At 67.6% G+C, this 12,584-nt stretch carries 10 protein-coding genes and 1 pseudogene; 2 read left to right on the forward strand and 9 right to left on the reverse strand.

Annotated features, from left to right (window positions below; all coding sequences use genetic code 11):
* Window positions 1-61 precede the first annotated feature (61 nt).
* The 6 genes from LUU90_RS07570 to LUU90_RS07595 all read right to left on the reverse strand — a co-directional run bounded on the left by LUU90_RS07570 (window position 62) and on the right by LUU90_RS07595 (window position 8,623).
* Window positions 62-3,019 (reverse strand): FkbM family methyltransferase, encoded by a 2,958-nt coding sequence (locus LUU90_RS07570; protein ID WP_275002741.1) that lies wholly within the window; start codon window positions 3,017-3,019, stop codon window positions 62-64.
* Window positions 3,012-3,482 carry a hypothetical protein gene (locus LUU90_RS07575; protein WP_275002742.1) on the reverse strand — a complete coding sequence of 157 codons (471 nt, stop codon included), beginning with the start codon at window positions 3,480-3,482 and terminating at the stop codon, window positions 3,012-3,014. Before LUU90_RS07575 ends, LUU90_RS07570 begins: the two co-directional genes overlap by 8 nt.
* 40 nt (window positions 3,483-3,522) lie before the next feature.
* Window positions 3,523-4,959 carry a glycosyltransferase gene (locus LUU90_RS07580; protein ID WP_275002743.1) on the reverse strand — a complete coding sequence of 479 codons (1,437 nt, stop codon included), beginning with the start codon at window positions 4,957-4,959 and terminating at the stop codon, window positions 3,523-3,525.
* 41 nt (window positions 4,960-5,000) lie between these two features.
* Window positions 5,001-6,248, reverse strand: a complete 1,248-nt coding sequence (gene wecC / locus LUU90_RS07585) for a UDP-N-acetyl-D-mannosamine dehydrogenase (RefSeq protein ID WP_275002744.1) — start codon at window positions 6,246-6,248, stop codon at window positions 5,001-5,003.
* An 11-nt stretch (window positions 6,249-6,259) separates the two neighbouring features.
* Window positions 6,260-8,179 (reverse strand): glycosyltransferase family protein, encoded by a 1,920-nt coding sequence (locus tag LUU90_RS07590; protein WP_425596206.1) that lies wholly within the window; start codon window positions 8,177-8,179, stop codon window positions 6,260-6,262.
* A gap of 222 nt (window positions 8,180-8,401) precedes the next feature.
* A complete protein-coding gene (locus tag LUU90_RS07595) occupies window positions 8,402-8,623 on the reverse strand; it encodes a hypothetical protein (RefSeq protein WP_275002745.1) in 222 nt (73 codons plus the stop codon).
* A 234-nt stretch (window positions 8,624-8,857) separates the two neighbouring features.
* Here LUU90_RS07595 and rfbA point away from each other — a divergent pair, with 234 nt between their 5' ends.
* Window positions 8,858-9,721: a glucose-1-phosphate thymidylyltransferase RfbA gene (rfbA, locus tag LUU90_RS07600; RefSeq protein ID WP_275002746.1), complete on the forward strand. Its 864-nt coding sequence runs from the start codon at window positions 8,858-8,860 to the stop codon at window positions 9,719-9,721.
* A 34-nt stretch (window positions 9,722-9,755) separates the two neighbouring features.
* Here the strand turns inward: rfbA and rfbD are convergent, their stop codons facing one another.
* Window positions 9,756-10,595: a dTDP-4-dehydrorhamnose reductase gene (gene rfbD, locus LUU90_RS07605; protein WP_275002765.1), complete on the reverse strand. Its 840-nt coding sequence runs from the start codon at window positions 10,593-10,595 to the stop codon at window positions 9,756-9,758.
* A gap of 90 nt (window positions 10,596-10,685) precedes the next feature.
* Between rfbD and rfbC the strand changes: the two genes are divergently transcribed.
* Window positions 10,686-11,300: a dTDP-4-dehydrorhamnose 3,5-epimerase gene (gene rfbC, locus LUU90_RS07610; protein ID WP_275002747.1), complete on the forward strand. Its 615-nt coding sequence runs from the start codon at window positions 10,686-10,688 to the stop codon at window positions 11,298-11,300.
* A gap of 69 nt (window positions 11,301-11,369) precedes the next feature.
* On the opposite strand, the gene rfbB is transcribed toward rfbC, so the two are convergent.
* Both rfbB and LUU90_RS07620 read right to left on the reverse strand, forming a co-directional pair.
* A complete protein-coding gene (gene rfbB / locus LUU90_RS07615; RefSeq protein ID WP_275002748.1) occupies window positions 11,370-12,365 on the reverse strand; it encodes a dTDP-glucose 4,6-dehydratase in 996 nt (331 codons plus the stop codon).
* A gap of 4 nt (window positions 12,366-12,369) precedes the next feature.
* A pseudogene (locus LUU90_RS07620) lies at window positions 12,370-12,584 on the reverse strand (UDP-glucose 6-dehydrogenase); the annotation flags it as partial.

Genomic DNA, 12,584 nt, shown 5'->3' on the forward strand with positions numbered 1-12,584 from the left:
GCATGAACGATGCCGACCGTCCCGGAGATACCTTCGAGTCGCGGGTCGCGATGAGGTTTCGTCACCGTGCAACCGACTTCGCGATGCGCAAGAGCTGCACGTAGAAGTACCCGGAGGTGGATCCCAGCCGAAGGCTGCGGGCACGATGCCGGCCGGCGTCGCTAAAGGAGCGCCAAACCATGGGGTTGTGGTACACCTCGCCGACCAGTGCAGCCAGGTCTTCAGGCGTTCCGACCTCGAGCGCAGACACGCCGAAGTATTCGGAGAGCGAGTGCGGCATAACCCGGTGGACGACCGGGACGCCGAGTGACGCCACCTCCAGGGGAACCATCTCGAAGGTCAGGTTCGCCGCGAACGAGACCATCATCCTCATCGACGACATCCTCTGAGACATGTCGTTCTTCATGAACGGCCAGACGTGGTCGATACCCAGATCGACCTCGTACTTGGGCTTGTACTGCTGTACCCCGTACAGCGGAACACCCGGCAGCGCCTTCCGAAGCGCACCCAACCACTCGTGGATGTCGCCGTCGATGATCCGCGGGTCAACGAGCTTCGCGATGTCGCCGACGAACACGCCGCTCGTACCCTCGAACGTCACCGGTTCCGGAGCGAGCGCCTCGATGGTCTTCGGGATGACGACGATCTGGTCCCGGACGGTCGCGAACTCTGGAAGATGCTTCGCCGCGTTCGTGAACACCATCGCGTAGACCTGCCCGGGATACACCCCGCGCCAGTAAACCAAGCGTTCGCGGATCCATTCCGTCCGCTCCTGGTGCCCCTCGAGGGACATGTTCACGATCAGCGCACGCCCGAGCGCCGCATGATGGGCGATGTACTCGTCGACCTTGGCGTAGTCGGGGCGGTTCGGGTCGCCGACATAGATCATCACGACGTTCGGCTCGAAGCCTCCGAACCCGGTCGGGTCTCCCGTCTCGATGTCCGCGAGAGCAGTCTCCGCGCCGAATCGGCGCAGAGTCTCCGCCATCAAGTGACACGACTTGAGGATCCCTCCCTTCTTCCATCGGACACGGTCTGTCCGTCCGATGATCCCCAGCCGCAGCTGCGCCGTGGGCGCCGGCGCTGGCCCGTCCAGCTGTGGCCAAGGCATCCGGGTCGCAACCTCGTCGGTGACGATCGCCCGCATGTCGAGGGTTGCCTCTGTGTCGCGCCGACCGAGCGACGAGTTGGAGATCGACGGGGCTTCCTTGTCGAGCGGTGTCGCCCAGTCGCGGTCGTGGGCCAGCACGGTCAGCCCGACCGACTGCTCTCGGGCGCGGATCGCGAACCACACGTCCGCCATGTTCGCCACGGGCATGTCAGCCATCGCGAACTCGATCGTCGACGTGTGGAAGCCGGTGACACCGGTTCCGACGAGATGGACCGGAGTGTCTCCCGGTCGATGGGCGTAGTAGGCGAAGACACGCCTGCAGGTTGGGTCGTAGTAGTTGTCGAACGGCTCCTTGAACACCGACCCGTGCCACGAGACCGCCCGACGCCGGCCGTGCCGTTCGATGCCCGCGACGATGTGGTCCACGTAGAACTTCGGGTAGGCGATGTCGTCGTCACACGTGAGGTAGTAACCGGAGAAGCCGTCCAGCGCGACGAATTTTCCGCGGTCACCCAGATCGTCGCCGGTCAGGTACGTCACGTTGGTGTAGGCCGGGAGGCTGTCCGAAGGGCGCTCATACCCGTTCAGGTAGACGAAGATCTCGTCGGCCTGGGAGTGAAGGGACGCAAGCACGGCGGCGAGCCCTTCCTCACGGCCAGGCATGGTGGCAATTCCGACACGGGTCCGCTCTCGGTCGCGCTGCGGCGTGACGTCACGGGGCCCGTTCGGCGTCTGTGGCCCGTCGGGCCGAGCTGCGGCTACCTCGCCGTCCATCTCGACGTGCGTCCACACCTCGGGCGCCAGATCACCGGTCAGGCGCGACAAGCTCTGGTATGCCGCCTGCCAGGTCTTCACCTCTGTGCGCCGCTCGAGGTCTGCCTGCTTCTGCCCGGCAGCCAGCGCCTCCATCTGGGACTGCATCGACTGGCGCCACTCCAGATCGCCAGCCATGTGGCCCTCAACCTGCCTGGTCAATTCCATCTCTCCGACAAACCTGCTCTCCATACGATCTCGCCAGGCCTCGTCGACCGTCCTCGCCTCGCTCAGCGACTCATCGACTGCCGACCTGACCTCATCCGCCGTGACACCACCCCTCTGGACGTCGTCGATACGCCGGTAGACCGTGTCGAAGCCGCGGGCGACCTCGCGCCTTTCTAGGACCAGCGTCTCGATCCCGGCTCTCTGCGTGATCGCCCGGACCTCGTCTGCGCCGAGAATCTCACCGGCGGCCAGCCACACGAAGTTGCGTGAGCGACCGCGGATCGCGATGGCCTCGTAACCGAGCGGAACGAGGATCTCCTCGAGATCCCGAAGTGCCACGGAATCGTGCGCCTCCGTGACGACGACCGGGTGGCTCGTCTCCAGAGTGCGAGACGCACCCCGCAGCACCTCCGCCTCGTGACCCTCCACATCGATCTTGACCATCGCCACGGGGCGACCGGCCACGTGGTCGTCCATCGTCCCGGAAGTCACCGTGGGGCGGTCAGCCACCGGCTCCGACAGCGAGATCGTCCCCAGGTTGCCCTCGATACCCTGCGAGAGGGAGTACTCCTGGTTGCCACTGCTCCACGGAACGGCGATGACGTCGACCCGCTCGCCCAGGCCGTTCTCGCCGACATTGCGGCGCAGGAGACTGAGGTTCTTCTCGAACGGCTCGACCGCAACCACCCGTAACTCCGGATAGGCCAGGGCCAGGGCCAACGTGTGATTGCCGAGATTCGCCCCGACATCGACAATAAGGCCGTTCTTCACGTTGATGGACGTGAGCAGATCCAGCAGGTCCTGCTCGTAGAACTTCTCGTGGCGGCGAATCTGCTCGAAGACATAGTCGCCGGAATAGCCTGAGATCCGGACCGTGGTCCCGAAGGCGTTCACACGGCAGGTGGCCACGGCGGGTTCATCAGACATCGCGGGCCTCCTCGCCACTGGAGTTCCGGTCTGCCGAGACCACGGCGACGCCCTGCCGCTCGCGGATCAAATGGGTGAGCACCGTCGAGACCTGCTTACGCTCGTGAGCGTTGGCATGCACAGACTTCGTCACGGCTTCCTGGATGCGCTTGGTGTGTTGACTCAGGTCGTTCAGCACACGTGCGTCACGTCCGCGAACTCGGACCAGTTCGCTCGTCGCCTCAGTGGACTTCTTGCGCAGGTCGTCCACCTGCCTCTGCAGCCGGGTGATCTCACCGGAGATGCTCGTCTTCGCACGCTGGGTCTGCTTGATGGTGGCGTACCCCGTACCGACGACAACACACGAGACACCCGTCACCGCAATGACGACCTGAGCCTGGATCGGCAGATATACCGCGCTGACGACCATGGCCGCGATGAATACACCGACGCCCGTGACAACCAGCACTCGCAACCTGTTCACAAATGCTCCTCTGTTGATTCTTTCAAGATTGTTCCTTGGATCAGGCCCGGTCTGCCCCGGGACGGCCAGCGAGCGCGGAACGTATCCGGTCACCGATCTTCTCGGCACCGTTGATCAACGCGAATTCCTCGATGCGACCCGATATCTGGTCCCGCATCGCTGATGAATTGAACCGACGCACCACGTCGCCAAGCTCGTCGGAGTCATCGGTACAGACACCGAGACCGAGCTCATCGACCTTCTCCGCACGTCGGACCTGGTCGTCCGTAATCGTCGATCTGCTCGGAAGGTAGATTCCCGGCACTCCGGTGTGGAGGTTTTCATGGACCGAGTTGTAGCCGGCCCCGGTCACCGTGAACTCCCAGGCAGCGGCCATGTCGACCAGGGGGAAGTGCGCGTCGATGGTCACGGCGTCGTGCGTCGCCGCGGAGGACAGCAGCGGTGACCTCACCACGACCGGGACAATGTCACCGGCGTCGCGAACCGCCTCGACGGCAGCAGCTGTCGCAGACCCGTCTCCGTTGCCGCCGGAGAGCTGCACGAGCGCGTACTGCCGCTCCGGGTCCAGCCCGAGCAAGGCAAGCGCCTTCTCTCGCGGTATGAGGGGGGTCGGCGCGAGCGACACCGGGTCCACCCAGGTCGCGTCCTGAAATACCTCGGGTGCGTCCTGACGCTTCTCAGCGAGGTCACCCGGCACGATCACCGAGGTCACATGGTCACGCCAGTTCTTCACCTGGGTCAGGTCGGTGCCTTCACGCCACAGCCCGCGGCGCAGCCACACCAGAGGCAGGCCCACCAGGTCGGCGACGTCTGTCAGCGAGGGGTACACCCACGTGCCGTCGAAGACGATCGACTCCGGACGGTATGCGGCGACCTCGTCGAGGAGCCGGCGTGTGAACTGCCGGCGCCATCGGTCGTGACTGACACCGGCGGTGGTGTGACTCGGAAAGTACGTGACGTCGTAGCCGGCGGCAGCGACCGTCGAGGCCGCCGTCGAAAGCGTGAGGATCCGGCCGTCCAGCATGGGGCCTGCGTGTCGCAACACTGCGGCGCACCGGGCGATATGCCCCATACCGCCACCGTTGCTCGTGACGAACAGCACGCGTGGCGCCGCGCCCGCAGTCTGAGCCGCGTCAGCGGGAAGGTCCTGGCGCGATGCGGCCCACACCATCTGCGAGACGCCGGTCGCCGACTCCCGGCTCGTCCACTCGATCCGCTCGAGCGCCTTCTCCTGCAACCACTCGTGACGTGAGGCCTTCCCACGTGTGTCCTGCACTGCCGCCTCGAGCTGATCGACCCGACGACGAAGCCGCGCTTCGGTCCGCGCAGTCGCCCACGACACGACTACGGCCACAAGGAGGCCAACCGACAGCAGCACGCCCAGCACACCCGCGAACACCAGCCAGGCACTCGGTCGCGTCGCGACCAAGCTGAGCGTCAAGGTAGCCGCGGACACGACCACCAGGGCTGCGGTCACAGCGACGACCACCCATCGACGTCGGAACCGGGCGAGACGACTCAACGCAGCATTCCCCGCGTGTCCACCACGTGCTTACCCGTCAGGGGGCCTGCAAGCGCACGAAACTGTGCATGGTCCACCAGCAGTACATGCACCTGCGCGGCCTCGAGCGCCTCCTGGGTCCCCGCCAGCCGGACGTTTGCCAGACCTGCGAACTCCGCCGGAACCGTCTCCACGTGCGGCTCCACGGCCAGCACCGTCGCGTGGGGTAGCGTCCGCGCGATCTCGGTGGTGATCTCCAGGGCCGGCGACTCCCGCAGGTCGTCGATGTTCGGCTTGAACGCCAGTCCGTAGGTAGCGATCACCGGGTTCGTCGCGCCGAGGTCCGCGACCGCATCGACCACCTTGTGCAGCACCCAGCGGGGCTTGGCGTCGTTCACTTCACGCGCCGTGCGGATCAGACGCGCCTCTTCGGGCGCCGCGTCCACGATGAACCACGGGTCGACGGCGATGCAGTGCCCACCCACGCCCGGACCCGGCTGCAGGATGTTGACGCGAGGGTGGTGGTTGGCGAGTCGGATGAGCTCCCACACATCGATTCCGAGCTTGTCCGCGACGAGCGACAGCTCGTTGGCGAAGGCGATGTTCACGTCGCGGAACGAGTTCTCGACGAGCTTGGCCGTCTCCGCGGTCGCGGCGTCCGTCAGCAGGATCTCGCCCTGGCAGAAGACCTGATAGAGGTCCCTGGCGCGCTGCGCGCCCTCCGGGGTGAGGCCGCCCACGATCCGGTCGTTCGTCACGAGCTCGACCATGATCCTGCCGGGCAGCACCCGTTCCGGGCAGTGCGCGAAGTAGATGACGGGGCGTCCGTCTAAACCGTCCAGGCTGAGGTCGGGGCGCGCGTCCAGGATCCACTCCGCCATGCGCCGCGTCGTCCCCGGCGGTGACGTGGACTCGAGGATGACCAGCTCTCCGCCACGCAGCGCGGGGGCGAGCGCCTCGGCCGCCGACCGGATGTAGGAGAGATCGGGCTTGTGGTCACCCGTGAAGGGGGTGGGCACCGCGACGATGTACGCGTCGGCGGCCTCGGGCGCCAGGGCGGCCGTCAGCTTGCCGGACGACACGCCCTCCGCCACGTAGCCCGCCAGGTCAGGCTCCACGAACGGCACCTCGCCGCGGTTCACCGCGCCGACGGTCTCCGGGTTCACATCGATCCCCGTCACCGCCACGCCGTTCGCGGCAAGGATCGCCGCGGTCGGGAGCCCGATGTACCCGAGCCCGACCACGCCGACAGTGCTGATCCCCATAGTTCCCCGCCTCAGAAGACGACGTGCGTCGCCGCACGGCCGTAGTGCTTGACCTCGCCGCTCGCGAGCAGCTCGGCATCGGTCACGTCCCAGGAGTGCCCACCGACGGCGGACCGCACCTGGACGAAGTTGAACCGGTCGGCGGCGTAGACGATCCCGCCGGCCTCGGTGACGTCCTCGAGGAACGCCGTGTCCTCCCCACGGGGGAGCGCCCGGAAGCGCACGGTGGTAGCGATCTCACGCGCAGCCACGATCGTCGGCCCCATCACGCGGTCGGTGTACCGGTGCTCGCGGTCCGCGAACCGCAGGATGGTCGCGTCCGGCCCTTCGAGGTACATGTAGTGCGCCTGCTTGCCCACCACGTCCGCGCCGGAGTACGCCATCGCGTACAGCTGGTCGGACAGGTACTGCGGGCCGTACAGGTCGTCGTCGTCGATCTTGGCCACGACGTCGCCGTCCGCGGCCTCGACCAGCAGGTTCAGGCACGAGCCCAGCGGCACGTCGGACGGTGCCGACAGCAGTTCCAGACGCTCGACGCCGGCCTCCTTGGCTCGCGCCCGCAGGTCGGCGTCGTCCACCTCGAAGCCGTGCGTCAGCAGCGCGACCTGGAGGCCCACGCCCTCCTGCGCGCCGAGCGCGGCCAGCACGTGGTCGAGCTGGTGCGGGCGGTTCGTCGAGACCAGTGCGGTCACGCTCGGCCGGGGCACCACGGAAGAGTCGGCCAGCCCGACGTCGTGCAGCACCTTCTGCGAGCGGACGCCGTAGGTGTGCTCGCGCCAGATGCGGCGCTGCGCCTTGTGCACGGCTCGGTCGCGCAGTTCCGGCGAGCGCACGAGCGCACGGATGGTGTGCGCGGCGTTCTCGCGGGTGGCGGCGACGAACACCTCGTCGGCCGGGAAGTACTCCCCCACCGCCGCGCTCGGCGTGGAGACGACCGGGGTACCGCTGGCGCTGATCTCGAAGATCCGCCGTGCGCACATCGACGGCGAGCCGACCACGGAGTTCACGTTGAGGAAGACCCGGTACTCGCGGTACGCGGTCAGCATGCGGTCGTAGTCCAACGATCCGACGACGCGACCGTCCAGCGGCGCGGGGAACTGGTACTTCTGGTCCTTCCCGCGGAACCGGCTGAAGATCTCCAGGCCGTGCTCCATCTTCGGGGACACGTCCAGGGCCGCACCGAGCAGCAGGTCCATCTGCTCGCGCCGCTCCGGGTACTTGTGCGCGAAGTACATCCCCGCGAACGCCACGTCACGCTCCGGCCCACGACCGTGCAGGCGGACCGGGTTGTGGATGGCCGGCTGCGCGGCGAACTCCAGCACGCCCACGCGCTCGTGGCCCAGCGCCTCGGTATAGGCGGGGACCCGGTCGACGTCGGTCGTGTAGACGCGGTCGAACAGCCGCGCGGTATCGAGGAAGTCCTCGAAGTGAACAGGGTCTTCCTTGTTCCAGAAGACGGTCGGGACGCCTGCCGCCCGACAGGTCTCGACCAGCTCGACGAAGGCCGGGCGCGGTGCCGACGTCCCCGTCAGGTGGTACTGCCAGGCGCCACCGTTGCCGTTCCAGGCCGACTCCACGAACAGCAGGTCGAGACCCTCAGCGAGGTCAGCACGCCAGGTCGCGGGGGTGAGGACCACCTGGTCCCACTCGGAGGCGAACGCCAGGCGGGAGAAGTCGTCCAGGACGACGCCGACCCGCAGGTCCCGACGACCGGACGCGCCGGCACCCGCCGTCGCGATACCGGACACCGTGCGAGCCGGCCACGGGTCGAAGGTCAGGCCGTGCTTCGTCAGGCGCGCCCCACCAGTCTGTGCCGCCATCGGCACCCGCTGCCGTCGCAGGTACGTGCGCAGCTGCGCGGGCCCGCCCTGACGGAGGTGCCACACCGCGCGACGGAGCTGAGGCACCACGCCCGGCGCACGATCCTTCACGGTAAGAATGTCCTTGTCTGCTTGAAAGCAATAAGCCAGAAAGGGCACCCCACCAGGCGCGAAACGAAGGTGCCGGAAGTACAGGATGCGCCATTGGTCGGCCCATGCTACAAGCGACATCCACCCCTTCATCACCGATCTCGGGTGAAATATCTCAGGTTCACCCGGGCAACTACGGGGTGTGCCCCTGCCGGCGCGCCAGGGCGCGTCAGCCGCTCGACGTCAGCGAACCTGCTCGACGGTTCCGGACGTCTCGTCGAGCGAGATCTGGTAGCCGAAGTAGGCCATCGCCCCGTTGGCGCACAGGAGCACCACGGCGCCGGCCACGAGCGCCGCGACGCGTCCCTTGCGGCGACGGGCGCGTCGCACGGGACGCGGCGCGGAGTCGGGAGACTCCGGAGCGGCGAGGAGGCCAGTGGTCCCACGAGATTCATGCATATCCATGTAACTACAGGCTCAGATGCCTCCGCCGCATCAGTCTCGCCAAGAGATCACCCCTCATTCACCCCCCGCCACACGCGCTTCGACAGCGGTAGAAGCAGACAACTGATTTCATCCGGGTGAACTTCTCGCCAGCATTTTCGGACGGGAGCAAGACACAGGCGGAAGAGCAGGAGAATTCATTTCCGCAGGCCAACAGGCAGCCCGCCGCGCCACGCATCGTGGGAAGATTCGCCCATGCGCGGAATCATTCTCGCCGGTGGCTCAGGCACACGCCTGCACCCGATCACCCAGGGCATCAGCAAGCAGCTCGTCCCGGTCTATGACAAGCCGATGATCTACTACCCCTTGTCGACCCTGATCCTGGCTGGGATCAATGACGTCCTGGTCATCACCACTCCGCACGACGCCGAACAGTTCCACCGCCTGCTCGGTGACGGCTCGCAGTTCGGCATCTCGATCAGCTACACGACCCAGCCCTCGCCGGACGGGCTCGCGCAGGCCTTCGTGCTGGGCGCTGACTTCCTCGGCGACGAGTCCGCCGCCCTGGTGCTGGGGGACAACATCTTCTACGGCCCCGGCCTGGGCAACCAGCTCACCCGGTTCGCCGACCTCGACGGCGGCGCCGTCTTCGCCTACCGCGTCGCCGACCCGACCGCCTACGGCGTGGTCGAGTTCGACGAGGACGGCAGGGCCCTGTCCCTGGAGGAGAAGCCGGTCCGGCCCAAGTCCAACTACGCCGTGCCAGGTCTGTACTTCTACGACAACGACGTCGTGTCCATCGCCAAGGACCTCAAGCCCTCGGCACGGGGCGAGTACGAGATCACGGACGTCAACGCGGAGTACCTGCGCCAGGGCCGGCTTCAGGTCGAGGTGCTGCCCCGGGGGACGGCCTGGCTCGACACCGGGACGTTCGACTCCTTGCTGGAAGCCTCCGACTACGTCCGCACGATCGAGCGCAGGCAGGGCCTGAAGATCGGCGCCCCCGAGGAGGTGGCCTGGCGGCGTGGCTTCCTGTCCGACGACGAGCTGCGCACCCGTGCGGAGAAGCTCACCAAGTCCGGCTACGGCACCTACCTGCTGAGCCTGCTCGACGAGTAAGCCCTCTGGCCGAACGCGTCCCGCCGACGCGCGGCTACAGTGCCCCGAGGACCACAGGGGCCGCTGACTTCCAGCGCTCGGCCCAGTCGCCGATCGGCTCGACGCCGATCTCCCGAAGCCGGTCGTGCCCGAGGACCGAGTATGCCGGGCGGGGTGCCGGCAGCTGGTAGGCGGCGCTCGTCGTCGCGTCGACAGGCGTCACGTGGCCGGACGCCGCCACCACCTCACGCGCGAAACCCCACCAGGTCACCTCACCCGACGACGTGCCGTGGTAGATGCCGCCGGGGGCCTCCGCGGCGACGAGCCGCACGACGAGGTCGGCCAGGTCGGCGGTCCAGGTGGGCTGCCCCGTCTGGTCGTCCACGACGCTCAGGCGGTCCCGCTCGCCCGCGACCCGCGCGATGGTCCTGGGGAAGCAGCGCCCGCCCGCCCCGTACAGCCACGCGGTACGTACCACGAGCGCGTCCGGCGCCTCCGCGCGAACCGCCCACTCGCCGGCTGCCTTGGTCCGGCCGTAGGCCGAGCGCGGCCGGACCGGCGCGTCCTCCCGGTAGGGCTCGGTCGCCCCGCCGTCGAACACGTAGTCCGTGGAGACGTGCACCAGGCGGGCGCCCGACGCCGCGGTGGCACGGGCCAGGTTCGCGGCGCCCGTCGCATTGACGGCGAAGGCATCTGCCTCGTGCGTCTCCGCGTCGTCCACCGCCGTCCAGGCCGCACAGTTGACGACGACGTCGTAGCCGGCGACGGCGGCACGTGTCGCCGCGGCATCGGTGATGTCCAGGTCGAAGCGCCGCAGCCCTGTCACCTCGTGCCCGGCCGCGACCGCGGCCGCCGCCATGTCCTGGCCGAGCATGCCCGCGGCCCCGAGGACCATCCACCGCTGCGTCGTGCTGTGTCCGCTGGTCACCCTAGGATCCTAACCAGGGGTCCAGCCGGGGGCTCCGACGACCACGCAAGGAGCCTCATGGAGTACCGCGAGCTTGCCGTGCCAGGCGCGTTCGAGATCACACCTCGCCAGTTCGGCGATCCCCGTGGTGTGTTCCTCGAGGCGTTCAAGGCCGATGCCTTTGCCGAGGCCGTCGGGCACTCGTTCGACCTCGTCCAGGCCAACTGCTCGGTGTCCGCAGCGGGTGTCCTGCGGGGCATCCACTTCGCGGACGTGCCGCCCAGCCAGGCCAAGTACGTGATGTGCGCCAAGGGAGCCGTGCTCGACGTCATCGTGGACATCCGTGTGGGTTCGCCCACCTTCGGCACCTGGGACGCCGTGCTCCTGGACGACGTCGACCGCCGCGCCGTCTACCTGTCCGAAGGCCTCGGACATGCCTTCATGTCCCTCGAGGACGGCTCGACGGTGCTGTACCTCTGCTCGTCCGGCTATGCACCGGGCCGCGAGCACGGCATCCACCCGCTGGACCCTGAGCTCGGCATCGAGTGGCCGACCACCGCCCGCGACGGCAGCCCCCTGGCCCCGCTCCTCTCGGAGAAGGACGAGGCGGCCCCCACCCTCGCGGAAGCAAGGGCCCAGAACCTCCTCCCCACCCAGGAACAGGTAGACACCTACCTCGCGACCAGGCACTGACACTGACGCTGACGCCCGGCTGACGACCAGGCACTACCCTCGCCCCCGGCCGCACCAAGCCGCAGGTAACTACTGCCCGGAAGCCGCGTACTTGGCCTCGGTCAGCGCCTTCGCACCCCTCCACCACGCCTCGTTCGCCCGGTACCAGTCGACCGTGGCCGCCAGCCCTTCCCGGAAGTCCGTGTAGCGCGGTGCCCAGCCGAGCTCGTTGCGGAGCCGGCTCGCGTCGATCGCGTACCGCAGGTCGTGCCCGGGCCGGTCGGTGACATGGTCGAAGTCGTCGGCGTCCCGGCCGAAGATCTCCAGCAGGGTCCGCACGACGTCCAGGTTGCTGGTCTCGCCGTCCGCGCCGATCAGGTAGGTCTCGCCGACCTGACCCTTCTCGATGATGCTCCAGACCGCCGAGTTGTGGTCCTCGACGTGGATCCAGTCGCGCACGTTGAGGCCCGCTCCGTACAGCCGGGGGCGCACGCCGTCGATCAGGTTCGTGACCTGACGCGGGATGAACTTCTCGATGTGCTGGTACGGACCGTAGTTGTTGGAGCAGTTGGAGATGGTGGCCTGCACCCCGAAGGACCGCACCCACGCCCGGACCAGCAGGTCGGACCCCGCCTTCGTCGACGAGTACGGGGACGACGGGTTGTAGGGCGTCTCCGGCGTGAACCGGTCGGGGGTGTCCAGCGGGAGGTCGCCGTAGACCTCGTCCGTCGAGATGTGGTGGAACCGCACGCCGTGCTTGCGCACCGCCTCCAGCAGCGTGAACGTACCCACGAGGTTGGTCTGCACGAACGGCGACGGATCGTTCAGCGAGTTGTCGTTGTGCGACTCCGCGGCGAAGTGCACCACGAGGTCCGACTCCCCGACGAGCCGGTCCACGAGCGGCGCGTCGGTGATCGATCCCTCCACGAGCTCCACGCGGTCGGCGACGGCAGCGAGGGAAGACCTGTCACCCGCGTAGGTGAGGGCGTCGAGCACGGTGACCCGCACGTCAGGGCGCTCGCGCACCGTCTGATGGACGAAGTTCGCACCGATGAACCCGGCACCGCCGGTGACCAAGATCTTCATGGGCTCAGTCTCGCCCGTAGATGTCGCGGGTGTAGACCTTGTCGGCGACGTCGTCGAGGGCTTCGGTGCGGCGGTTGGCGATGATGACGTCGGATCGGGCCTTGAACTGGTCCAGGTCGCGGACGACTTCGGAGGCGTAGAACTGGTCCTCGTCCAGGGTGGGTTCGTAGACGATGACCTCGACGCCCTTGGCCTTGATGCGCTTCATGATGCCCTGGA

It is taken from the genome of Promicromonospora iranensis (assembly GCF_028994775.1).
Taxonomy (GTDB): Bacteria; Actinomycetota; Actinomycetes; order Actinomycetales; family Cellulomonadaceae; genus Promicromonospora; species Promicromonospora iranensis_A.

Coding starts and splice junctions, on each gene's coding strand:
- LUU90_RS07570 (WP_275002741.1), bottom strand. CDS start 3,019: ATGTCTGATGAACCCGCCGTGGCCACCTGCCGTGTGAACGCCTTCGGG.
- wecC (WP_275002744.1), bottom strand. CDS start 6,248: ATGGGGATCAGCACTGTCGGCGTGGTCGGGCTCGGGTACATCGGGCTC.
- LUU90_RS07595 (WP_275002745.1), bottom strand. CDS start 8,623: ATGGATATGCATGAATCTCGTGGGACCACTGGCCTCCTCGCCGCTCCG.
- rfbA (WP_275002746.1), top strand. CDS start 8,858: ATGCGCGGAATCATTCTCGCCGGTGGCTCAGGCACACGCCTGCACCCG.
- rfbD (WP_275002765.1), bottom strand. CDS start 10,595: ATGGTCCTCGGGGCCGCGGGCATGCTCGGCCAGGACATGGCGGCGGCC.
- rfbC (WP_275002747.1), top strand. CDS start 10,686: ATGGAGTACCGCGAGCTTGCCGTGCCAGGCGCGTTCGAGATCACACCT.
- rfbB (WP_275002748.1), bottom strand. CDS start 12,365: ATGAAGATCTTGGTCACCGGCGGTGCCGGGTTCATCGGTGCGAACTTC.